The sequence below is a fragment of the Fictibacillus sp. WQ 8-8 genome, from assembly GCF_024494405.1.
Classification (GTDB): domain Bacteria; phylum Bacillota; class Bacilli; order Bacillales; family Fictibacillaceae; genus Fictibacillus_C; species Fictibacillus_C marinisediminis.
In genome coordinates this window covers 65,019-87,789 of record NZ_JAMXKG010000004.1, presented here as the reverse complement: position 1 = coordinate 87,789, position 22,771 = coordinate 65,019, and the positions used below count along the sequence as shown (strand labels likewise).

Annotated in this window: 21 protein-coding genes, 1 other RNA gene and 1 pseudogene; 19 read left to right on the top strand and 4 right to left on the bottom strand. The window is 43.2% G+C overall.

What is annotated here, in order from left to right:
- Window positions 1–34 precede the first annotated feature (34 nt).
- Window positions 35–598, bottom strand: a complete 564-nt coding sequence (locus tag M1K46_RS09880) for a glycerol-3-phosphate responsive antiterminator (protein WP_256225914.1) — start codon at window positions 596–598, stop codon at window positions 35–37.
- A gap of 220 nt (window positions 599–818) precedes the next feature.
- Between M1K46_RS09880 and M1K46_RS09875 the strand changes: the two genes are divergently transcribed.
- The 13 genes from M1K46_RS09875 to M1K46_RS09815 all read left to right on the top strand — a co-directional run bounded on the left by M1K46_RS09875 (window position 819) and on the right by M1K46_RS09815 (window position 16,744).
- The gene (locus tag M1K46_RS09875) at window positions 819–1,487 is read left to right on the top strand and encodes a carbonate dehydratase (RefSeq protein WP_256225913.1); all 669 of its coding nucleotides are present in this window, start codon (window positions 819–821) and stop codon (window positions 1,485–1,487) included.
- A gap of 602 nt (window positions 1,488–2,089) precedes the next feature.
- Entirely contained in the window at window positions 2,090–4,396 is a 2,307-nt protein-coding gene (locus M1K46_RS09870) for a DEAD/DEAH box helicase (protein ID WP_256225912.1), read from the top strand.
- Complete coding sequence (locus tag M1K46_RS09865; RefSeq protein WP_256225911.1) at window positions 4,365–5,624, top strand: ribonuclease H-like domain-containing protein; 1,260 nt, start codon at window positions 4,365–4,367, stop codon at window positions 5,622–5,624. The genes M1K46_RS09870 and M1K46_RS09865 overlap by 32 nt, the downstream gene beginning before the upstream one ends.
- 375 nt (window positions 5,625–5,999) lie before the next feature.
- Window positions 6,000–6,572, top strand: coding sequence for a DUF1273 domain-containing protein (locus M1K46_RS09860; protein ID WP_272885609.1), 573 nt, complete (start codon window positions 6,000–6,002; stop codon window positions 6,570–6,572).
- Window positions 6,573–6,723: 151 nt separating this feature from the next.
- Window positions 6,724–7,032 carry a cell division regulator GpsB gene (gene gpsB / locus M1K46_RS09855; protein ID WP_053358547.1) on the top strand — a complete coding sequence of 103 codons (309 nt, stop codon included), beginning with the start codon at window positions 6,724–6,726 and terminating at the stop codon, window positions 7,030–7,032.
- A gap of 78 nt (window positions 7,033–7,110) precedes the next feature.
- Window positions 7,111–7,500: RNase P RNA component class B (rnpB, locus tag M1K46_RS09850), an RNA gene on the top strand.
- A 111-nt stretch (window positions 7,501–7,611) separates the two neighbouring features.
- Window positions 7,612–8,748, top strand: a complete 1,137-nt coding sequence (locus tag M1K46_RS09845; RefSeq protein ID WP_375162191.1) for a class I SAM-dependent RNA methyltransferase — start codon at window positions 7,612–7,614, stop codon at window positions 8,746–8,748.
- Window positions 8,749–8,839: 91 nt separating this feature from the next.
- Entirely contained in the window at window positions 8,840–9,034 is a 195-nt protein-coding gene (locus M1K46_RS09840; RefSeq protein ID WP_256225909.1) for a hypothetical protein, read from the top strand.
- Window positions 9,035–9,337: 303 nt separating this feature from the next.
- On the top strand, window positions 9,338–10,855 hold the full coding sequence (locus tag M1K46_RS09835; RefSeq protein WP_256225908.1) for a carboxypeptidase M32: 1,518 nt from the start codon (window positions 9,338–9,340) through the stop codon (window positions 10,853–10,855).
- Window positions 10,856–10,961: 106 nt separating this feature from the next.
- Entirely contained in the window at window positions 10,962–11,378 is a 417-nt protein-coding gene (locus tag M1K46_RS09830; protein ID WP_256225907.1) for a CoA-binding protein, read from the top strand.
- Between the two features lie 363 nt (window positions 11,379–11,741).
- On the top strand, window positions 11,742–13,718 hold the full coding sequence (gene parE, locus M1K46_RS09825) for a DNA topoisomerase IV subunit B (RefSeq protein ID WP_256225906.1): 1,977 nt from the start codon (window positions 11,742–11,744) through the stop codon (window positions 13,716–13,718).
- A gap of 3 nt (window positions 13,719–13,721) precedes the next feature.
- Window positions 13,722–16,160, top strand: a complete 2,439-nt coding sequence (gene parC / locus M1K46_RS09820; protein WP_256225905.1) for a DNA topoisomerase IV subunit A — start codon at window positions 13,722–13,724, stop codon at window positions 16,158–16,160.
- Window positions 16,161–16,243: 83 nt separating this feature from the next.
- Window positions 16,244–16,744 (top strand): metal-dependent hydrolase, encoded by a 501-nt coding sequence (locus tag M1K46_RS09815; protein WP_053358185.1) that lies wholly within the window; start codon window positions 16,244–16,246, stop codon window positions 16,742–16,744.
- Between the two features lie 40 nt (window positions 16,745–16,784).
- Here M1K46_RS09815 and M1K46_RS09810 read toward each other — a convergent pair whose 3' ends face one another.
- Complete coding sequence (locus tag M1K46_RS09810; RefSeq protein WP_256225904.1) at window positions 16,785–17,213, bottom strand: DUF4395 domain-containing protein; 429 nt, start codon at window positions 17,211–17,213, stop codon at window positions 16,785–16,787.
- 539 nt (window positions 17,214–17,752) lie between these two features.
- Between M1K46_RS09810 and M1K46_RS09805 the strand changes: the two genes are divergently transcribed.
- From M1K46_RS09805 to splB, 3 genes are all read left to right on the top strand, one after another.
- The gene (locus tag M1K46_RS09805) at window positions 17,753–18,295 is read left to right on the top strand and encodes a GNAT family N-acetyltransferase (protein WP_091005286.1); all 543 of its coding nucleotides are present in this window, start codon (window positions 17,753–17,755) and stop codon (window positions 18,293–18,295) included.
- A gap of 369 nt (window positions 18,296–18,664) precedes the next feature.
- Complete coding sequence (locus M1K46_RS09800; RefSeq protein ID WP_256225903.1) at window positions 18,665–18,907, top strand: transcriptional regulator SplA domain-containing protein; 243 nt, start codon at window positions 18,665–18,667, stop codon at window positions 18,905–18,907.
- 14 nt (window positions 18,908–18,921) lie between these two features.
- Window positions 18,922–19,950, top strand: coding sequence for a spore photoproduct lyase (gene splB / locus M1K46_RS09795; protein ID WP_256225902.1), 1,029 nt, complete (start codon window positions 18,922–18,924; stop codon window positions 19,948–19,950).
- A 40-nt stretch (window positions 19,951–19,990) separates the two neighbouring features.
- On the opposite strand, the pseudogene M1K46_RS09790 reads toward splB, so the two are convergent.
- Window positions 19,991–20,944: pseudogene (locus tag M1K46_RS09790) on the bottom strand (helix-turn-helix transcriptional regulator).
- Between the two features lie 118 nt (window positions 20,945–21,062).
- On the opposite strand from M1K46_RS09790, the gene M1K46_RS09785 reads away from it, so the two are divergent.
- The 3 genes from M1K46_RS09785 (at window position 21,063) to M1K46_RS09775 (ending at window position 22,544) form a co-directional block, all read left to right on the top strand.
- Complete coding sequence (locus M1K46_RS09785) at window positions 21,063–21,548, top strand: DinB family protein (protein WP_256225901.1); 486 nt, start codon at window positions 21,063–21,065, stop codon at window positions 21,546–21,548.
- Between the two features lie 32 nt (window positions 21,549–21,580).
- A complete protein-coding gene (locus M1K46_RS09780) occupies window positions 21,581–21,832 on the top strand; it encodes a hypothetical protein (RefSeq protein ID WP_256225900.1) in 252 nt (83 codons plus the stop codon).
- 382 nt (window positions 21,833–22,214) lie between these two features.
- Window positions 22,215–22,544 carry an MGMT family protein gene (locus tag M1K46_RS09775; protein ID WP_062235567.1) on the top strand — a complete coding sequence of 110 codons (330 nt, stop codon included), beginning with the start codon at window positions 22,215–22,217 and terminating at the stop codon, window positions 22,542–22,544.
- Window positions 22,545–22,572: 28 nt separating this feature from the next.
- Here the strand turns inward: M1K46_RS09775 and M1K46_RS09770 are convergent, their stop codons facing one another.
- The gene (locus M1K46_RS09770; protein WP_053358194.1) at window positions 22,573–22,758 is read right to left on the bottom strand and encodes a ribbon-helix-helix domain-containing protein; all 186 of its coding nucleotides are present in this window, start codon (window positions 22,756–22,758) and stop codon (window positions 22,573–22,575) included.
- Window positions 22,759–22,771: the final 13 nt, after the last annotated feature.

The following is a 22,771-nucleotide window of genomic DNA, read 5'->3' as shown; positions in this document are numbered from 1 at the left end:
AACAATTCTCTCTAGTTCCCATTTTGTGTGCTTTTTAGATATCAAAATTCCATAGGGAGGAATCTCCGGTAGACATGGCCAGAGCACCCGCTTCCAGTCCTTTGATGATATCTTCTTTTGAACTGATTAAGCCTCCCGCAATGATGGGCAGGTTAACCTGTCTTGTCAGATGATCGATCACGTTTGGCATAAGTCCTGGCAGCACCTCAATGGCATCCGGATGATACATCTCGCATATGCTGATTCCCTTTGAAATGGCACTATGGTCAATAAGAAACATTCGTTGAATGACCATTAACCCTTCTTCTTTGGCAAATTTAATCAAGGTGCTTTTTGTTGTAATGATGCCTAAGGGCTTCCATTTTTGAGCAATATATTTTATGGCGCTCTTCGTATTGGAAAGGCCTTCTATAAAATCGATATGAATAAAGATACTCTTTTGAGCTTCTTTTAATCGATCAAGATATTCTGTTATATTCAACAAGTTTCCTGTTAAGAGAAATACAATATTTGCATTGCTTGTTATCGCTTTTTCGATTTCTTCTTCATTTTTAATAGCAGCAATGACTTGTGACTGAACGAGATCTACGATATTCATACGGTGCAACTCCTTAGCCAAGGTTTGAAATTTTGTTAAAATATAGGGTTTTATCAGGTATTCTATATCAGAAATCATTTCTCCTTCCGACAAAGGCAGAGTGAACTATTTTTTCACTCAGTTACGATGATCGTATTCAATTTTAATATAACGATCCTGTTGCGTATGTTCACCAACCTGCATAACCTGATGAGATAAAGTGATCAAAGAGGTGATCAGTTTGAAACGCGACGATTGTTTTAGACCATTTATCAGTCCCAATCCAATTACTTCATTTAATCCCGTTCAAATCTCCCCCAAAATTGACAAAAGATCATTCATTAGTCCTTTCTCCAGTGTAATTGGTGATGTAGTCATAAGAAAAAATGTTTATGTAGCACCTAATGTTAGTATACGTGCGGATGAAGGGACCCCATTTTATATAGGGTCTAATACAAATCTTCAGGATGGAGTCATTTTACATGGTTTATTAAATAAACTCATATCTGTAGGTGGAAAGGGGTATTCCATCTTCATAAGCAAGGAAGTCACCATTGCTCATGGAGCTCTCGTTCATGGCCCCTGTTATATTGGAAATAAGGTATTTGTTGGATTTAAATCCATTGTATATAACGCGATTGTACAAAGTGGAGTGTTCATTTCCAATAATGCAGTCGTCACCAATGGTGTTCATATTCCAAAGAACAGGTTCGTCCCACCGGGCGCTAATATTGATACCCAAGAAAAAGCTGATGCCCTTTCAAAAGTACCTGCTGACAGCAAAGAATTTGCAAGAGAGGTACAGCGAGTCAATCAGGAATTCCCGGCTTCTTATAATTTATTATTTGGGGAAAATCGCTGTTCTTGCGGTGTCGCATATAACGGCCGCAGGAAAGAGGGAGCAGAATAATTAAAAGCAGTGGGTAAGTGGCCCTTTTACCTCAAGGACCACTTATGAGTTTGCTTCAATGGCACCATATGCAAAAGAGTTTCAATTGAAAAACGGCAAGCCGACGGTTTTCGTCTGCGAAAAATTCAGCTGTCGTCAGCCGACCACCGATCTAGAACAAGTTTTACAAAATCTTTAATAATAGGAACAGCAAGCCCGCGGGTTTGCTGTTTTTTTGTTGTGTGGTGCCTGGCACCGCGAGCAGTTCGATAATAAAAGTGTGCGTTTCGATAATAAAATTAGAATTTCGATAATATATCTGGATTTTCGATAATAAAAAATTTTTTTCGATAATAAAGCCTGCGTACAGCTCCTAAAAGATAAAATCAGAGTCCATTCCCCCTAAATATTAAACTTTCTTTCTTCTTAAGCCGTTTTAAGCAGGGAATTAGAGGTATTCATACAATTAAAGCTCCTTTCATCTGATTTTGAGAGGGATTTTAAGTTGATTTGTTTATTTTCCCGGTTCCGTCGCAACAATTTACATACACCAATCCCCGCTAAATGAGATATTAGTTTTCTTACGAACGTTTATTCGATAAAATAGAGGATGAGGTGACGATATGGAAACGAAAAAAACGATGCAGGAACTGCTTGCATTATTAAGAACGGAGCCTTCCATTAATGAACAGATTGTTCACTGGAAAATAATAGAAGAAAAAGAAGCGTTGACAGGGCAGATACCTGAAACACTTCATCCACATATAAAACAAGCATTACAAGACAGGGGAGTAACTTCACTATATTCCCACCAGCTGACTGCCTTCCAAACCGCACAGAACCAAAAGAGTTTTGTCGCGGTCACGCCGACAGCTTCAGGGAAAACCCTGTGCTATAACTTGCCGGTCCTGCAAGAAATCGCGGGGAACCCGGACAGCAGAGCCTTGTACTTATTTCCGACCAAAGCGCTCGCACAGGACCAAAAGGCTGAGATCAACGAGTTTATTGATGCGATCGGTCTTGATATCAAGAGCTATACGTATGATGGCGATACACCGGCCAACATCAGGCAGGTGGTAAGAAAAGCCGGAAATGTCGTTATGACAAATCCGGACATGCTGCATTCAGCGATTCTGCCTCATCATACGAAGTGGGTCTCACTGTTTGAGAACCTGAAGTATATCGTCATCGACGAGCTCCATACATACAGAGGGGTGTTTGGCAGCCATGTCGCAAATGTCATCCGCCGTTTGAAGAGAATTTGCTCATTCTATGGAAGCGATCCGATCTTCATCTGTACTTCAGCTACGATTGCCAATCCGAAAGAACTGGCGGAAAATCTCACGGGAACAGGAATGGAACTCATCAACAACAACGGCGCGCCCAGCGGTAAGAAACACTTCATCTTCTATAACCCGCCGATTGTGAACAAGCCGCTGAACGTTCGGAAATCAGCCACCCTGGAGGCGAGAGATCTTGCAGGCCAGTTTCTTAAAAACAAGATCCAAACCATCGTTTTTGCCAGAAGCCGCGTGAGAGTGGAAATTCTGCTGACGTACCTTCAGGAACTAGCCAAAAAGGAATTCGGCATGAAGTCCATTCAAGGGTATCGAGGCGGCTATCTTCCGACCCAGCGGAGGGCCATCGAGAAGGGCCTGCGAAACGGGGAGATTATGGGTGTCGTCAGTACAAACGCCCTTGAGCTTGGTGTCGATATCGGACAGCTCCACGCTTGCATTTTAACAGGGTATCCCGGTTCGATCGCCAGTGCGTGGCAGCAGGCGGGAAGAGCGGGCCGCCGTCAGGATGAATCTGTCGTGATCATGGTCGCAAGCTCCAGTCCGATGGATCAGTATATCATTCAGCAGCCGGAATACTTTTTTGACCGGTCGCCTGAATCTGCTCGTATCAACCCGGAAAATCTGATCATCCTTGTGGATCATGTCAAATGTGCGGCATATGAGCTTCCCTTTAAAGAAGGGGATGCATTTGGGGGAGTAGAGATTGAAGAGATACTTGAGTTTTTAACGGAAGAACAAGTCCTTCATCATCAGGGAAAACGATACTTCTGGATGAACGATTCCTTTCCGGCCCACAACATTTCGTTACGGTCCGCCTCTCAGGAAAATGTGGTGATCGTGGATCAAAGTAATGTGGCAAACGTAAGAATCATCGGCGAGATGGACCGTTTCAGCTCAATGACTCTTTTGCATGAAGAAGCCATTTATCTTCATCAGGGTGTTCAATATCAGGTTGAAAAACTGGATTATGAAGAAAAGAAAGCATTCGTCCGGGAAGTAGATGTTGATTATTTTACAGATGCCAATCTTGCCGTTTCCTTAAAAGTGCTCGAAATCGACAAGAATACGAAGCTGAAAGATCAGGAGAGGGCATTTGGGGAAGTAACCGTCAATGCGATGGCTACCATTTTTAAGAAAATAAAATTTGAAACCCATGAGAATATCGGATCTGGCCCCATCCATCTTCCGGAAGAGGAGCTTCACACGTCAGCTACCTGGCTTGAATTTGACCGGGATCAGCTTCCAAATCTACGTGAAAGCTCCATCGAACAGGGGCTGATCGGGATTGCAAATGTGTTCCGGCATGTAGCTCCGCTTTTTGTTATGTGCGATCCTAGCGATCTGCATGTCGTTCCGCAGATCAAAGCGGTTCATTCCGGAAAGCCGACTATTTTCCTTTATGACCGGTATCCAGGCGGAATCGGGTTGAGTGAGAATGTATATAAGATATGGGATACGGTGATACAGGAAGCTCACCAGGTTATCCAAACATGCCCTTGTGAAGCAGGATGCCCTTCTTGTACGGGAACAATGCTTGAAGGGGAAAATGCGAAAGTTCTGGCACTGAAGCTGCTGGATGCAGTCAGGAGAGATGAAAATGTCGATGCAGTCGAAACTGAATCGTTTTAAGAAGCACCTCGTCTCTGAGAAGAAGGAAGCCCGGACGAGCATCCAGACGCCGCCTCCTCAGCCAGTCATTCAGCATCATGAAGCTTGGAACAGTTTTCAAACGACGCCTTATTTTTATGAAGAAGAGTATTGCCTCGTCAGGGAAGTCAGCTATCCATTGGATCAGCGCTGGGGAAATTATTCATTCGGGGAACTGGAAGAAGTGATGGAAGACTGGAGGAAGGCAGGTGCCGTTCATCCGCTATCCTCTCATGACCTATATCCATCCGATCTTGTTTTCTTTGATACGGAAACGACTGGATTAAGCGGAGGAGCAGGAAATACCATCTTTCTCCTCGGCTACAGCCAAGTGGAAGAAGATCAGGTAAAAGTGAAACAGTTTTTCCTTCCAGGCCCTGGATCGGAAATTGCGATGTACCATCTATTTTTAACTCAAGTCAAGGAACTGAAAAACTTGGTTACGTACAATGGGAAATCCTTTGACTGGCCTCAAGTTAAAACGAGACATACACTGATTCGGGATTTTGTACCTTCTCTGCCTGCGTTCGGACATTTTGATCTTCTCCATGGATCCAGAAGGCTGTGGAAACAGAGCCTTGAATCCGTAAGGCTCTCTGTCGTTGAAAAGGAGATCCTCGGTGTGAAGCGGGAGCATGACACTCCAGGTTATCTGGCGCCCATGCTCTATTTTCAATATTTAAAAGAAAACGATCCCGAACTCGTAAAAGGGGTCATGACCCATAATGAATGGGATGTTTTATCGCTGATTACCCTCTATATCCATATCTCCAAACTCCTGCAGGGCGGATCTGCAGTGACGAGCATTGAACAGTATGAATCGGCAAGGTGGTACGAATCTGCCGGCCAGTTTGGCATTGCTCTGCAAAAATATACGGAGATGATGAACGGGGAAGGAAGCCAAAGTAAAATGGCCAAAAAGGCAGCAGCGGCTCTTTATAAAAAAACAAAGCAAGATCATCTGGCAGTTCCGCTCTGGCAGGAACTTTGCACCAATGGTTCGCTGGGAAATGATGAAGAACCGTATGTCGAATTGGCGAAATGGCATGAACATCAGGGAAAAGACTATGAAAAAGCGCTCTATTATGCAGAAGCTGCGTACGGGATCTGGAAGAGCAAAAAGAGGTTGTTAAAACGGACGGAAGAGAAAGAAAAAGCAGCTTTGGACAACAGAATTCAGAGATTAAGAAAAAAATGTGAAAACTCCTAAAAAAATATAAATTTTGGCCGATAAATGTATTTAAATTTGGACACTTTTTGTGTAGAATAAAAAAAGAGATTTTTCATAGGAAAATAATAATTATTCCCCAGGCAAGCGCAAAATGTGCGCCGCTTTGACGATAATCGCTAAAACGTTACACGTGATGTAGAAATTTGGGGAATCGGCCATTTTCCTGTAAAAATATGCTAGTATATTAAGCGATGGAGAGATGGATCCGTGAGGCAATGGGTAGTATTTGCATTTTTTCTTGTTTTGGGACTGACGTTTTTTATTGCAAATGAATTTAGTCATGTTACGTGAGGGAACTGATCATTTTGATTGGTTCCTTTTTTCAAAGTAAATGAAGTGATGGGAGAGAGGTTCATGGTGAAAAACTTGCTGATAACTGGGTATAAATCCCATGAACTCGGGATTTTTAAAGAGAAAGATCCGGGGGTACACTATATAAAAAAAGCCATTGAGAAACAGCTGACAGTGCTCTTGGAAGAAGGACTGGAATGGGTGATCATCAGCGGCCAGCCGGGTGTTGAAATATGGGCGGGGGAAGTCGCTGTTGAGCTTCGGGATCAAAGATTTCCGGATCTCAAACTTGCAGTGCTTACCCCATTCCTGGATCAGGAAGCGAATTGGAACGAAGCCCGGCAGGAGCAGTATCATGAACTGCTGGCGCAGGCGGATTTTGTAGAATCGATCTCCAATAAACCGTACTTCAGTCCGAAGCAGCTGGCCGCAAAAAATGGGTTTCTTGTGCAGAAAACCGATGGGATGCTCATTTTATATGATGAAGATACTCCGGGAACACCGCGTTTTTATCTTGAACCTGCCAGACGGAGGCAAGAAAAAGATCCGGCATACGAAGTACTATATATCACACCGTCTGACCTTGAACTGATCTATCAGGATGAACAGGACGCCAAAGGGGAATTTTGGGAATGATTTTGGATAGAAATTGACTTTTTCTATTGAATTTGAAAAAATATAGGCTAGATTTAATAAAAAGTCATCATGTATAAATAAAGAACGGTGTATTTGTTTGAATTATGCTGCGAACGCAGGAAAAATGAAGTTAAACATTGAGGTGAGCCCGATGAATGGAGAAAAACGATTGAATCTGACTGCAAAAGAAATTCTCGAAAAAGATTTTAAACAGGGTTTTCGAGGTTATGATCAAGATGAAGTAGATAAATTTCTTGATTTGATCATTAAAGACTATGAGAACTTCCAAAAGGAATTTGACAAAGTCATTCAGGAAAACAACAGGCTTCGCAAAGAAGTGCAAAATACATCTGAACAGACAAGAAGAGTTCCAACATCATCCATGAACATTAATTCCGACATTCTTCAGCGTCTGTCAAATCTGGAAAAGCACGTATTCGGAAGCAAACTTTACGATTGATTCAGTAATTATTATCCATTTGATTTTTAAACAGCTTCCTGCTATACTATATTTTGCTTTGACAATTTAAAACTAATAACGTTCGGGTAATCGCGGCATCTTTTTAAAGATGTTGAGGAAAGTCCATGCTCGCACGGTCTGCGATGGCCGTAGTGTTCGTGCCTGGCGAAAAGATAAGCCAGGGTATTCTGGTTTTGACTGGATTAACGGCAGGGAACTCACCTAAGTCTTCGGATATGGTGACACTACCTTTAAAGTGCCACAGTGACGTAGTCTTTCCGGAAACGGCAAGAGTGGAACGCGGTAAACCCCACGAGCGAGAAACCCAAATTATGGTAGGGGAGTTTTCTGAGCGGAATTGAACGCGAAGAAGAACAGATGACTATTCATCTGGAGATAGATGATTACCACCGGAGTACGAGGCGGAAGCCGAATGCAGTACGATGGAACAGAACATGGCTTACAGAACGTTATTGGTGACACTTGAGAATGTAAGAGGGCCCTAGTGGCCTTTTTTCTATTTACATAAGCAATTTTGGGTATATTAAGACTGGAAAAACAACCATGAGGAGATCTCTTATGAATCTGACGTATATTGCTACCGCAGCCATGGGCCTGGAATCCATTGTTGCACAGGAAATCCGTGACCTTGGGTTTGAGGACGTAAAAGTTGAAAACGGCAAGATTATTTTTAAAGGAGACGAGTCTGCCCTCTGCCGCTCCAATCTATGGCTGAGGACCGCAGACCGTGTTAAGCTTCTTGTCGGAGAATTTAAAGCGGAAACATTCGATGAACTGTTTGAACAGACGAAAGCGTTGCCTTGGTCTGATTTTATCCCTGAGGATGGAGAATTTCCTGTTATCGGAAAGTCCGTTAAATCAAAATTATTCAGTGTTTCTGACTGTCAGGCCATCGTTAAAAAAGCTGTAGTCGATCAAATGAAGAATGCTTATCAAAGAGAAACATGGTTTCCGGAAGATGGCGCTCTTTATCGAATTGAAGTCGCACTATTAAAAGACGTGGCTACTCTTACGATTGATACGAGCGGGACGGGCCTCCATAAACGGGGTTACCGTGCCCTTCACAGTGAAGCGCCGCTAAAAGAGACAATAGCTTCAGCTCTCATCAAATTAACGAACTGGACACCGGACAAGCCGTTTGTAGACCCATTCTGCGGATCAGGAACCATTCCGATCGAGGCAGCCATGATCGGGCAGAATGTGGCGCCAGGGCTTAATCGAGAATTTGCTTCTGAAAATTGGAATTGGATTGATAAAAAAGTATGGTATCGTGCGGTTGAAGAAGCGCATGATCTCGCCAAGTATGATACACCGCTTGATATTCAAGGATCGGATATCGACCATAAAATGATCGACCTCTCGATCAATAACGCTGAAGAAGCTGGGTTTGGCGATTTCATTACGTTTAAACAGATGCAGGTCAGAGATTTTACGACAAGAAAAGAGTACGGATATGTGATCAGCAACCCGCCTTATGGGGAACGTCTGGGTGAGAAGGAAGAAGTGAAACAGCTCTATAGAGACATGGGTGAGGTCTTCCGTCCACTTGAAACTTGGTCGGTTTATGTCATTACCTCCAATGAGCAGTTTGAGCAGCTCTATGGCAAAGCAGCTACGAAAAAGAGAAAATTATATAATGGGCATATTAAGACCGATTATTACCAGTACTTCGGAAAAAGACCACCCCGCAGCTAACAGAAACGATCTCCTTCAGGGAGATCTTTTTTGTTGGATGAGTAATGCTTAACACAGGAACCGGCCATACTGTGATCAGAGGTGATGGGCATTGGAACAGAATGCGGAATATATCCTGCAGCTGAAGCGCGCATATGAAACGATAAAAGCATTAAAAGAACAATACGGTGATCAATATCATCAGGCTTTTATAGAAGCTGATCATGCATTAAAACAGGCGTTATCTTACGAATTTGGCATCAGAGGAGAACATGGAACCTCCTCATTTTTAGAACGTTTACATTAATTATGTTTCCAAGACAGCCTTAAAAAGGCATAGGTGTGATGTCTAGCTCCAGCGCCCAGGGCTGAAAACGAATTTCAGTTTTCACCTTAAGTCCTCGGGAGGACGAATTGATAAATCACAATTCGTCTTAGGTCGCTTCACTCTTACCCCACAACACAAAAAAACGTGTTGCAGTGTAAGATCTCCAGCGCTTGTCGGACTTATCAGGGTGCTTTTGCTTTTCTTTCTTGCAGGAGTTTTATGTTTTCTGCCGAATGGTTAGATGTATGGTTAATTTACTTAAGTTTAGAGAGGAAGAACATAATGTCACAGACCTTGCAATCGGTAGAAAAGGAATTTCTTAATTACGTAAAAAAAATGACGCATATGAATGAAGCCATTGGTTTGATGTACTGGGATCTGCGTACAGGTGCGCCAAAAAAAGGAGTCAGCCAGCGTTCAGAAGTCATAGGTACGCTTTCTGCGGATGTATTTGCTATGTCCATATCAGATGAAATGAAAAAATACATAGAAGAACTTTCTGTAAGCTCCGTTTATGATTCGCTCTCGGAAGTAACAAAAAAAACGCTGGATGAGGTCAAAAAAGATTATGGCCGCAATACAAAAATTCCCGCAGATGAGTTTAAGGAATATGTGATTCTGCAGTCAAAAGCAGAAAGCATTTGGGAAGAAGCGAGGGCCAAATCTGATTTTGCTATGTTCCAGCCTTATTTGGAAAAGCTTGTTGAATTTAATAAACGCTTTATCGGATATTGGGGCTATGAAGGCAATAAGTACAATACCCTTTTGGATATGTATGAGCCTGGTGTCACTGTAGAAATTTTGGATGAGACGTTTGCTAAACTGCGCGATCGCATCGTTCCGCTCTTGCAGAAGGTGACCAAAGCTGGGAAGCCTGAGACGTCTTTCTTGTTTGAGGCATTCCCTAAAGAGAAACAAAAGGAATTCAGTCTTCACGTCCTAAAAGAGATGGGATACGATTTTGAATCAGGACGTCTGGATGAAACGGTCCATCCGTTTGCTATTGGATTGAACCCTGGAGATGTCCGTGTAACGACCCGCTATGTGGAAAAAGATTTCCGTACAGCGATTTTTGGTACGATTCATGAAGGCGGACATGCCCTATATGAGCAAAACCTATCAGAAGCACTCGTAGGAACACCGCTCAGCACGGGTACATCCATGGGTATCCATGAGTCACAGTCGCTGTTCTGGGAAAACTTCGTTGGCCGCCATCAAGGGTTCTGGAATCATCATTATGCTTCGCTCAAGCAATATGCAGGAAGCCAGTTCGATAATGTAAATCTGGAGAGTTTTTATAAAGCGATAAATGTAGTAGAACCTTCACTGATTCGTATTGAAGCAGATGAGATGACTTATCCTCTTCATGTCATTGTTCGGTATGAGATTGAAAAAGGTTTATTTAACGATGAAATTGAAGTGAAAGATCTTCCTCGTATCTGGAATGAAAAAATGCAGGAATATCTCGGAGTGAAGCCCGAGAATGACAGTGAGGGTGTCCTTCAGGATGTTCATTGGTCAGGAGGCAGCTTTGGCTATTTCCCTTCTTACGCATTGGGCTATATCTATGCAGCACAATTAAAAGAAGCCCTAATCCGTGATCTCCCTGACTTTGATCAGCTTGTTGAAAAAGGGGATCTTAAACCAGTTCAGGAGTGGCTGAGCAAAAATATCCACCAATACGGGAAAATGAAAAAACCGATGGAAATCCTTCAAGATGTTACAGGTGAGGGCTTAAATCCTGACTATTTGATCCGATATTTTGAAGAGAAGTATTCCTCGATCTATCAGCTGAATTAGTCTTAAAACGTGCCAGCCCCATAACGGCTGGCATTTTCATGTGTTTGAAAATCGGATTTTAGGTTCATATATAGAGTATTAGTCGAAATCTTAAGGGGGAAACGGTATGCATTTTAAAAATCCGGCTGATCATGAAATCAGGGATATTCTCACATCAAAAAAGAGGATCGCTGTTGTAGGCCTTTCGGACAATCCCATGAAAACTTCTTACATGGTATCTTCGGTCATGCAGGATGCCGGCTATGAAATCATTCCGGTAAATCCGGCAGTTGATGAAGTACTTGGGGTAAAAGCGGTAAAAACATTGCAGGAGATTGAAGGTCATGTTGATATCGTGAATGTTTTCCGCAGAAGTGAATATCTGCTTGAGGTTGCGAAGGATGCCGTTGCCATCGGGGCAGATGTTTTTTGGGCACAGCTAGGACTTGCGAACGATGAAGCATATGACTATTTGAAGGAACATCAAACGGTTTCCATCATGGATAAATGCATCAAAATCGAGTACGCCAGATTAGTCAGATAAGCTTGAACCACCCGATTTGATGGGGTGGTTTTTTGTGTAAACTCAAAAGGTTTTTGCACGATTGAAGCAGAAAAGTTAAAATAGAAAGCGGTCTATCATTTTTTAAGATGCAGGAAAATATAAAATTAGCTGGCAGAGAAGGAATGTCTGGCTTCAGTTTAGGTCCTCTGAAGACGAAATATAAACACATTTCGTCCCAGGTCGCTTCACTCTTCCCCCACAACACAAAAAACGTGTTGCTTGGTAAGAGTTCCAGCGCTTGTCGAACCTAAGCAGGTCGCTTACGCTTTTCTTATCTGGAATAGAAACAAATGTTCTGGTATGATTAGTTATACTGCAAGTTTTTTGAAGGGAGAAAGTGTTTTGGCTAGTAAACCACATTTAGAATATAACGATGATGCCATACAGGTATTAGAAGGCCTTGAAGCGGTCAGAAAACGTCCTGGTATGTATATCGGGAGCACCGATAGCCGAGGATTGCATCATCTTGTTTATGAAATCGTAGATAATGCCGTCGATGAAGCACTCGCGGGGCACGGCAATAATATATATGTCACGATACATAAAGACAACAGTGTAAGCGTCAGAGACGAAGGCCGGGGTATGCCGACTGGTATGCATAGAATGGGCAAGCCGACACCGGAAGTAATCCTGACCATTCTGCATGCAGGGGGTAAATTTGGCCAGGGCGGATACAAAACGTCCGGCGGTCTCCATGGTGTAGGCGCCTCAGTCGTTAACGCTTTGTCTGAATGGCTCGAAGTGACGATTCACAGGAACGGTACGATCTTTCAGCAGCGATTTGAATTCGGCGGCAAGCCGGTTACAACGCTCGAGGAAATCGGTACGACAAGAAAGACGGGGACGATCATTCATTTTAAACCGGATGCCTCGATCTTCAGCACGACCAATTATAACTATGAAACGCTTAGTGAGCGGTTAAGAGAAGCGGCATTCTTATTGAAAGGCGTAAAGATTGAACTGACGGACAAACGGACCGGACAGAGTGATACGTATCAGTATGAGTCAGGCATTGAAGCCTTCGTCACGTACTTGAACGAGGATAAAGATGTGCTGCACCCTGTAGTCAGTTTCGAAGGGTCTCAAAATGACATCGAAGTCGACTTTGCGTTTCAGTTTAATGACGGGTACGCAGAAAACGTCCTTTCGTTCGTTAACAACGTTCGCACGAAGGACGGAGGAACGCACGAATCAGGTGCTAGAACCGCTATCACACGGATCATGAATGATTACGCCCGAAAGGTATCTCTTTTAAAAGAACGCGATAAGAACCTGGACGGATCCGACATTCGTGAAGGCTTGACCGCTATTATCTCGGTCCGCATTCCGGAAGAAAAGCTTCAATTTGAAGGCCAAACGAAGAGCAAGCTTGGCAGCAGTGATGCCAGATCAAGCGTCGACAGCGTCGTTTCAGGCAATCTTTCGTACTTCCTTGAGGAAAACCCTCAGATCAGTGAAATGCTGATCAGGAAAGCCGTTAAAGCCGCCCAGGCACGGGAAGCAGCACGCAAGGCGAGAGAAGATGCGCGTAACGGCAAGAAGAACAAACGGAAAGACACGATGCTAAGCGGAAAACTGACTCCGGCAACCTCAAAGAACCCTGCCAAGAACGAACTGTATCTTGTAGAGGGTGATTCTGCCGGAGGTTCAGCCAAGCAGGGGCGTGACCGGCGTTTTCAAGCGATTCTGCCTCTAAGGGGTAAGGTCATCAATACAGAAAAAGCAAAACTTGCGGATATCTTTAAGAATGAAGAAATCAATACGATCATCCATGCACTTGGAGCAGGAGTAGGTTCTGATTTTACAGTGAAAGACCTTAATTATGAAAAAGTCATCATCATGACCGATGCGGATACGGATGGCGCGCATATCCAAGTCCTGCTGCTGACTTTCTTTTACCGTTATATGAAACCGCTGATTGAGAACGGAAAAGTATACATCGCCCTGCCGCCGCTATACAAGGTGAGCAAAGGAAGCGGAAAAAAAGAAATCATCGAATATGCATGGGATGATGATGAATTAAAAACGGCGATAAAAAAGGTCGGAAAAGGCTATATCATTCAACGCTATAAAGGACTTGGTGAGATGAACGCTGATCAGCTCTGGGAAACAACGATGGACCCTGAAACGAGAACATTGATCCGTGTGAAGATCGACGATGCTGCCAGAGCGGAAAAAAGGGTTTCCGTGCTGATGGGAGACAAGGTAGAGCCGCGAAGAAAATGGATTGAAGAACATGTTCAGTTCGGGTTAAACGAGGATACCAACATTCTGGATAATGAAAACATATCAGATCAGCAGTATCCTGAGGAGGTTTAGATTTTGTCATTAGTAGAACGATTTATGGATTTACCGCTCGAAGAGGTCATCGGAGACCGTTTTGGGAGGTACAGTAAATACATTATTCAGGACCGTGCATTGCCTGATGCCAGGGATGGCCTGAAGCCAGTACAGCGACGTATTCTGTACGCGATGTTTCAGGAAGGCAACACCGCCGATAAACCGTACCGAAAATCAGCAAAAACCGTCGGTAACGTAATCGGGAACTATCATCCCCATGGAGATTCTTCCGTTTATGAGGCGATGGTACGGATGAGCCAGGACTGGAAAGTTAGAAACGTGCTGATCCAAATGCATGGCAACAACGGAAGTGTCGACGGAGACCCGGCAGCGGCCATGCGTTATACCGAAGCAAGGCTCGCTTCAATCTCTTCGGAACTGTTAAGGGATATTGAAAAAAACACGGTGGAATTCGCACCAAACTTTGATGATACGATTGATGAGCCTGTCGTACTTCCTGCAAGATATCCGAACTTGCTTGTCAACGGATCAACCGGTATATCTGCTGGATATGCTACAGACATTCCGCCACATCACCTTGGAGAAGTTATTGACGCTGTAACGATGCAGATCGCTAATCCCGACGTGACTCTCGATGAGCTGATGACGGTAATCAAAGGGCCAGATTTTCCTACAGGAGGAATCGCACAAGGAAAAGAAGGCATAAGAAAAGCGTTTGAAACAGGTAAAGGCCGTGTGATCGTACGCGCGAAGACTCGGATTGAAGATCTAAAGGTCGGAAGGCAGCAGATCGTTATTACCGAGATTCCTTTTGAAGTAAACAAAGCCAACCTGGTAAAACGGATTGACGAGCTACGGCTGGACAAGAAGGTTGAGGGAATTTCCGAAGTAAGGGATGAAACCGACCGTACTGGAATGCGTATCGTTATTGAACTGAAAAAAGACGGTAATGCTGAAGGCGTACTAGCTTTTCTGTTTAAGAATACGGACCTTCAGATCTCGTTCAACTACAACATGGTCGCCATCCATAATAAGACGCCGAAGTTGATGGGGCTCAAACAAATCATTTCAGCTTATATCGAGCACCAGAAAGAAGTTGTTACTAAGCGCTCCCAGTATGATCTTAACAAAGCGAAAGAACGCCAGCATGTCGTTGAAGGCTTGATTAAAGCGATCTCAATTCTTGATGAAGTCATCGCGATCATCCGCGGTTCAAAAGATAAGCGGAATGCGAAAGACAATCTTATTCAAAAATATTCCTTCACAGAGGCTCAGGCTGAAGCGATCGTTACATTACAGCTTTACAGACTGACGAATACGGACGTAACAACCCTTGAAAATGAAGCTTCAGAACTTGAAAAGAAAATTGCTTATTTAACAGGCATCTTAAACAGTGAAGCTAAATTGTTCAATGTAATCAAAAAAGAATTGGCTGAAATCAAAAAGAAATATAGTGATGAACGCCGAACGAAGATTGAAGATGAAATTCAAGAAATCAAAATCAATATGGAGGTCATGATTCCTTCAGAAGAAGTGATGGTCACCGTAACGAAAGACGGCTACTCCAAGCGTTCGTCCCTTCGTTCTTATTCCGCTTCAAACGGAGAAGCGCCTGGGATGAAAGAGACTGACCGGCTTCTGATGGCTTCTCAGCTGAACACAACCGATACTATATTGATTTTCACAAGCAAAGGAAATTACATTTTTATGCCGGTCTATGAGCTTCCGGAAGCACGATGGAAGGATACAGGCCAGCATTTGGCCAACATGGTTGGATTCGACCGTGATGAACAGCTGATTAAAGTCATACCTGTCAAGGAATTTCAGGAGAATCAATTCCTGGTCTTCTTCACGAAAGAAGGGATGGCAAAGAAAACAGAGTTAATGCAGTATAAGGCACAGCGGTATAACAAGATGTTGATGGCTCTCAAGCTTAAAGGCGACGATGAATTGATCGATGTACACCTGACGAACGGCAGTGAGGATGTCTTTATTGCTACACATTATGGATACGGTCTCTGGTTTGGTGAGGAAGAGATCAATGTGGTCGGACAGCGGGCTGCTGGAGTCAAAGGAATAAACCTTAAAGATGGCGATTTTGTTGTGAGCGGAAAAGCGCTGCCTGAAAAAGAAGCCAGCCAGCTTGTCTTAATTACACATCGCGGATCTGTTAAAAAAATGAAGATTACGGAATTTGATAAATCATCAAGAGCAAAACGCGGGCTTGTCATGCTGCGGGAACTGAAAAGCAATCCACACCGTGTCATCGGTCTGGAGCTGGCAAATGCAAATGCCAGTTATGAAGTAAAAACAAAGAACAACAGTATCGTACTGGTTGAACCGGCAAAACTTAAAAATGCAGATCGGTATAATAACGGTTCATATGTCGTGGATATCAGTGATTCAGGTGAAGTGACAGAAGTATGGGAGCATGTCCGTACGGAAGAAAACAAAGAGTAGCAATTGCTGCTCTTTTGTTATTTCTCTCTACTAGTTAACCTGCATAGGATTATGTAAACTAACAACAAGAAAAAAGGTGAACGATGAAAGGGAACACACATTTAATGGGAGGTTTGGCAGCGGCAGCACTTGTAAACGAATGGATAGATGGACCAGCTTCCTTAGACCATCAGCTTGTCTTTTATGGAGCAGGGCTTCTCGGCAGTCTGCTTCCAGACCTATGCCATCCTAATTCATGGGCTGGGCGAAAAACAAAGCTATTTTCAAAGTTTGTCAGCAAAACGTTTGGTCATCGAACGATTACACATAGCTGGCTGTTCATTGCAGCAGTCATCCTGCTTGCTGATGACCTCCATTCAACCTACAGTCTGAATCTGAAATATGGGTTACTCGCTGGTGTGATCAGCCATCTCATTCTGGATGCCTGCACATCCAGAGGCATTCAATTTTTGTATCCGATTCCTTTACGGTTTCGGTCTCCGCTATATACCAAGACGGGCTCCAATACGGAAGCAGCTGTTTCAGGAATCTTAATGATCGCTGCTCTTATTCTTCTAGCAAAACAGCATATATTAAACGTATAACAAAAAAGCAGCGTTCCATATATTCAGGAACGCTGCTTTTTTAATGGCTGGATGATCTGCGGAATTGATACTGCTGCCATTGAAAACGGATAAAGCACCCGATGCAAAATCCGAGGATCGCGATAAAAGCGGCAAAGAAAACCAAAATCGTAAATACATAGGCAGCGATCGTGTAATGAAGGATATAAGAAAGATAAGCGAAGAAAAGGCATGCCACTGCAATCTTCTGGTTAAACTGCTGCTGATTCCATTCTTCCGGAACATAGGAAGAAGGTGGTTTTTGCAGAAACAGCTTTCCAAACTGCATGACCGGATTAAACCGGAACAAAAGTCCAGAGACACCTGCAGCGAGCGGGAGAAGAAGGACCCATTCAAAGCCTGTCAACCAAACTGCCGCAACAGAAAGGACAATAAACCACTGATTAAGCCGTACTAAGGGACGTGGAATAGAGACTGGAGGCTGGCGCATTTTAATATCCGACCTTTCTGATTGGAATATACACATTATAGCCGAAGCCAATGAGGGTGTTAAGTAAAACGTGCTGAAAGTAAGAATATACGAATAACTTTTCCTCCGAATGTCTATTATGGTTATAAAGGAGGCCGCAATGAAAAGATTAATAGATTTTGTTTGGGAGGGGCTAACGCTTCAGCATATGCCCTTAAGCCGGTTCATGATCCTTTATATTGTGCATTATGTTTTGCTCTTTCTTTTTTCAGTGACCTTATTTATTTTGTCATTTTGTGCACTGCTTTTATATAAATCGCTTCACACCATTCCTCCCTTTGGAGTTTGGGCAGGTATCAGGTGTCGGCTATTGCGGTTTTCTGTATTTTTATCATAGGCATCGCTACAGTAAAAAGAATGAAAAAACAAGTTACCACGTGAAAATTTTGTCCTTTTATGGTAATATTTAACTGGTTATTAATGAAGTAAAATAATAAAACAGACCGTCAGCTACATGTTTGAAGTTTCAAATGAGGTGCGCTTATAAGAGAGGGGGGAATCTGTTGTTAGGGGCAAGAATATACATAAAGCCGTTCGCGTTGGAAGATGCGGAGGCGCTGCTTGAATTGCAAAAGAAAAATCGTTGTTTTTTTGAGCGATTTTCCATGGGACGTCCCGACGATTTTTACAGTATAGAAGGCCAGCGGAAAAGGATAAAAGAATATGAACAATCTCAAAAAAATGATTCGGATTATCAGTTTGGTATATTTACAAAGAACAAGCATGCGCTAATTGGCACGATCAATCTTTTTCAAGTACTGCGCGGCTCCCTTCAGAGTGCGTTCATCGGATATTTCCTGGATCAGGAGCATAATGGTAAAGGGTACACGACAGAAGCAGCCAAGCTTATCGTACAGTATGCATTTGAAGAACTGAAACTTCACCGCATTGAAGCCGGTGTTATGCCGCATAACGTCGGATCGATCAGGGTTTTAGAGAAGGCGGGTTTTCATAAAGAAGGCCTGGCTGTTAAGAATGTAAAGATCAATGGAAAATGGGAGGATCATCAAGTCTTGGCCAGCATTAATCCATATGATGAATAAACGAAGGCTTTCCGATAAGGAAAGTCTTTTTTCTATACTTTTTTAACATAAAGTTCTGTTAGTCCATGTTGTTGATTTTTAGTGGGGTGTTATTGAACCGCCTTCTGAAAAGCAGAAAGGTATAAGCAAGCTTTTCCCATCTGCTTTTCGGGCGCTTCATTTGTTTCACAAATCAGCCGGCTCTTATCATCGCCAGCGATCACCCCTTATTATTGGAGAAAAAGACTTGAGGGACTCTTTTAGCATCAGTATGCGATGCCCAATATGATTGAAAATCAACAATATGCTTTAACGAAGCCTAACATAAAAAGAGGAGCTAGGGGCAAGGATAGAAACGGAAAGCAATTTATCAGGAAGGAATGGATCAACATGCAAAAAAGGGAATATCAAGCCGGCGATCAAGTCTTTGTCATCTATAGAAACCCGCATACGCCGAATGTTGCAAACATTACGCAGGGTGAAATTGTCCAGCATCCTGAACATGAGAATGAAGTGGCGCTGTTTTTGCACGAGTCCTATCATCTTCTGGCCGAAGATGATGCTGTATATGACACCTTTGAAGAAGCAGAGCAGCAATATAAAGAAATCTTTGATTATGAACAGTATCAGTAAAGGGAGTGTAATTTTTGATTAAACCTTTTGTACCGCAGCTGGTATACATTGAACCGAGAGCGCTGGAGTACCCTCTTGGGGTTCAGCTGAAAAAGAAATTTGAAGATATGGGCCTCGAGATCCGGGAAACAACCTCACATAATCAAGTACGAAATATCCCAGGAGATAACGATCTGCAAAAATACAGGAATGCCAAATCAACACTCGTTGTCGGCGTCCGGAAGACCTTGAATTTTGATTCCTCGAAACCGTCAGCTGAGTATGCCATACCATTTGCCACCGGATGCATGGGACATTGCCATTACTGTTACCTTCAAACTACGATGGGAAGCAAGCCTTATATCCGCACTTATGTGAACGTGGAAGAAATATTGGACCAGGCTCAAAAATATATGGAAGAACGAGCTCCGCAGATCACACGGTTTGAAGCTTCCTGTACGTCCGATATTGTTGGAATCGATCATTTGACACATACATTGAAGCATGCCATTGAATATTTTGGCCAGTCTGACCTTGGACGCCTTCGATTTGTAACCAAATTTCATCATGTCGATCATCTGCTGGACGCAAAACATAACGGACGCACGCGATTCCGTTTCAGTGTGAATGCTGACTATGTGATTAAATATTTTGAACCGGGAACATCGCCCCTCGACATGCGGATAGAGGCTGCAAAAAAGGTTGTCAATGCGGAATACCCGCTGGGCTTCATCGTAGCGCCTATCTATATCCATGAAGGCTGGCAGGAGGGATACCGTCAATTGTTTGAGAAGCTGGATGCCGCACTTCCCCAAAGTGCCAGGGATGATATTACGTTCGAAATGATTCAGCATCGATTTACAAAACCAGCCAAACGGGTAATCGAGAAAAACTATCCAAAAACGAAACTTGAGATGAATGAAGAAGAGCGGCGCTATAAGTGGGGCCGCTATGGGATTGGAAAGTATATCTACAGTAAGGAGGAAGAACACGAGCTGCGGGAGAGCCTGGAGTCAGAAATTGACAAATACTTTCCTAATGCGAAAATTGAATATTTTACGTAAACACCAACCGGGCCCATTTGTGACCCCGGTTTTTTCCTTTTTATTTATAAAGGTCCAATAATTCCGTCAGCCGTATCCTCATGAGTTCAAGCAATTCTTGAGGCTGCTTTACCCTCGCTTTTTTACCCATTCCAATAAAAAATTCCGCAAAATAGTCCAAATCGGTTATAGGAATTGGACACTCTAGCCATCCTGTGCCATCTTTTCGTGTCTTTAGCTAGGGTGCGGCCCAAATTTCTGATTCACACTGCTTGACGCCTTCTTTGTTCAGTTCAACTTTGAGTCTGACCAGTTTTTCTGTTGGCTGGTTGTGGGATCTTCTGTTTCCCAGGTGAAGCGAGGAAAAGTCCATTGGTTCAGTTTTTTTCGAAGGATAGCCAACATTTTGGATACGATCGCAGCGGAAGTTCCGAAAATCTTCCCGGTGAAAACAATAAGCAGGACAGTACCATAAACCATTGCTTGCATAAATTCCAATCGGCTGGATCTCCCTTTTTGTGGTTAAACCCTTAGATGCATATTCCACCACAATGACTTTTTGCTGGATGGACGCCTTCAGAAGAGCAGACAGATAGGGAGATTTTGAGCTCCGATGAGGGGTGATGATGTCTACACGATTTTTCATTTCATCAATACTGTCCCTGACTTCACCGGACATATAAAAATAAAATTTGTTTAGCGCTGAAGAGTATTCCGTTTCAAACGGCAATGATGAGAAATGGCGCAGAGCGTGGCCTGTAAAAAAATGGAGACGGCCTCTTCTTCCGTAAAAGCGATGGGGGGTAGTATCCGTTCATTCAGCACCTGGTAGCCGGTAGCCTCCATGAGGGCCCACTTCTGAATACAGAGGGATGCCCAGCTCGCTTAGCTCTTGAAGATCACGGAGTATCGTGCGTTGTGATACGTCAAATTCCTGAGCCAGTTCTTTTACGGTAAACTTTCTTTTTCGGTTTACAGTCATCATTAATTCCAGGATACGTTTCGATTTTGACATTTTAATTTTCTCCATTTTTTATTTATGACATTCCCTGTCACTATTATAAGCTACAATGAAACCACAACAGGTACATTAGCACTTAAAGAAATCAAATAAGTGAAATGGAGTGAGCAAGATGCAGGGAATAAACGAATTGAAAGAGATGCTTCTGGAAGAATTGGAGCTGATTGTAAGAACTTCAACAAATTTAATCGGTAAAATATCACCGAACCACTTGGATTACCGCCCAAGAGAAAACATGAGATCTTTGCATGAACTGGTGTTGCACCTCGTTTCCGTGCCTTCTACTGACCTTCTGATCCTGCAGGAGAAAAGCGAAGAAGAGGTTCGGGAACTCGAAGCGGAGGTTGCCTCTGATCACGAGCCAGAACAATGGATCGTGAGGATGAAAAATGGGCTGCAGGATGTAAGGAGCTATATGGAACAGATGCCGGATGAAGAATTTCTTCAAAAGAAAACGAAGCCGTTTTATTTAGATCATGGGACGGTGCAGGCCAAATGGCTGATTGAAATCGTCACTCATGCTCAGCATCACCGGGCGCAGCTCTTTAATTATTTGAAGGAACAGGGCTATGACGTAAACATGTTTAATCTTTACTGATTAAACATTAGGAAAGAGGGAGATCACTTATGATGAAAAAGAAAACAAATGAGAAAGGATTGTTTTTTGATGGACCGGACACAAGGCTTTCATATTTGGACTTTGGCGGGGAAGGAACGACTATTCTCGCATTGCACGGACACATGAATGAGGGGCGCTTTGCAGAAGGATTAGCCGAAAATATTCAGGAAGCCTTGCGCTTGATCAGAGGGGGCACGGTGAATCCAGCCGTCCGTCAAGCTATGAAAATGACTTGTATGTTGAAGACGCGATTGCTCTGCTGAATCATCTCAACATTGAAAAGGTGGGGGCTTCCATTCGACGTGGGGGACATCCTCCGCTCACAACGTGAACTAAACGGGGACTATTGGAAAGAATGGACCGCCTCAAGCGTTCCGGCCTTATTGAAGCAGCGTGCTATCATCTGAGCATGCTCAGGAAATGGTGTCAAAAAGACCGAACACAGAGCTTGTTAGTATTGAAGCTGGCCATGCAGTCTATTTTGACAATCCTGAATGTTATCGAGAAGAGATTGTTTACTTTTATGAGTAAGCGTGGATTTATCAAAGAACGGCAGATTTAGTTTTTTAGGTACAGCTCTCACTGGGTTGTACCGAATTTTTGTTGTACACTAACAGTAATCCTCTCGTTGAAAGGGGTGTATCTATGACGTTTACTGACCGGGCACTTCTTATCATAAAACAAATACCTGAAGGAAAAGTCATGACTTATGGACAGATCGCCCGCCTCGCTGGAAGTCCCCGCGGTGCAAGACAGGTTGTGAGAATTCTTCATTCGATGAGTAAAAAGCATCGCCTTCCTTGGCATCGGGTCATCAATGCAAAGGGAGAAATCGGGTTTACAGACGAAGAAATGCACGCTGTGCAACGGTTTTCTCTCGAGAGTGAAGGGATATCTGTTTCATCAGATGGCAGGATCAATCTTCAATTGTACTTGCATCAGCCTGAAACAAGCAAAAGGATGTACACCTCATGAGCGGGGCGTACATCCTTTATTTTTTTGCTTATTTTGAAGTCCTCTTATTTTTATATTTTTCTAGTACGTGCCTCATGCCTTCTTCTAGAAGGTCGTTTGCAGGTCTGTCAAGCTTTGCTGCCAATGCTTTTAATTCCTTATACAATGACTGGCTCAAAGTCGTATTCACGTTCTTTCGGTCATCATTTTTTGGCCGGATGCTGCTCTGATACATCGTTTCCTCCTAT

What these genes read in the sequence shown, in the direction of transcription:
- M1K46_RS09860 (WP_272885609.1), top strand. Translation starts at nt 6,000, where the DNA reads ATGGTGAAAAACTTGCTGATAACTGGGTATAAATCCCATGAACTCGGG.
- M1K46_RS09775 (WP_062235567.1), top strand. Translation starts at nt 22,215, where the DNA reads ATGACGTTTACTGACCGGGCACTTCTTATCATAAAACAAATACCTGAA.
- M1K46_RS09880 (WP_256225914.1), bottom strand. Translation starts at nt 598, where the DNA reads ATGAATATCGTAGATCTCGTTCAGTCACAAGTCATTGCTGCTATTAAA.
- M1K46_RS09815 (WP_053358185.1), top strand. Translation starts at nt 16,244, where the DNA reads ATGAAAGGGAACACACATTTAATGGGAGGTTTGGCAGCGGCAGCACTT.
- M1K46_RS09830 (WP_256225907.1), top strand. Translation starts at nt 10,962, where the DNA reads ATGCATTTTAAAAATCCGGCTGATCATGAAATCAGGGATATTCTCACA.
- M1K46_RS09800 (WP_256225903.1), top strand. Translation starts at nt 18,665, where the DNA reads ATGCAAAAAAGGGAATATCAAGCCGGCGATCAAGTCTTTGTCATCTAT.
- M1K46_RS09785 (WP_256225901.1), top strand. Translation starts at nt 21,063, where the DNA reads ATGCAGGGAATAAACGAATTGAAAGAGATGCTTCTGGAAGAATTGGAG.
- M1K46_RS09810 (WP_256225904.1), bottom strand. Translation starts at nt 17,213, where the DNA reads ATGCGCCAGCCTCCAGTCTCTATTCCACGTCCCTTAGTACGGCTTAAT.
- M1K46_RS09865 (WP_256225911.1), top strand. Translation starts at nt 4,365, where the DNA reads ATGTCGATGCAGTCGAAACTGAATCGTTTTAAGAAGCACCTCGTCTCT.
- M1K46_RS09870 (WP_256225912.1), top strand. Translation starts at nt 2,090, where the DNA reads ATGGAAACGAAAAAAACGATGCAGGAACTGCTTGCATTATTAAGAACG.
- gpsB (WP_053358547.1), top strand. Translation starts at nt 6,724, where the DNA reads ATGAATGGAGAAAAACGATTGAATCTGACTGCAAAAGAAATTCTCGAA.
- M1K46_RS09835 (WP_256225908.1), top strand. Translation starts at nt 9,338, where the DNA reads ATGTCACAGACCTTGCAATCGGTAGAAAAGGAATTTCTTAATTACGTA.
- M1K46_RS09770 (WP_053358194.1), bottom strand. Translation starts at nt 22,758, where the DNA reads ATGTATCAGAGCAGCATCCGGCCAAAAAATGATGACCGAAAGAACGTG.
- M1K46_RS09780 (WP_256225900.1), top strand. Translation starts at nt 21,581, where the DNA reads ATGAAAAAGAAAACAAATGAGAAAGGATTGTTTTTTGATGGACCGGAC.
- M1K46_RS09845 (WP_375162191.1), top strand. Translation starts at nt 7,612, where the DNA reads ATGAATCTGACGTATATTGCTACCGCAGCCATGGGCCTGGAATCCATT.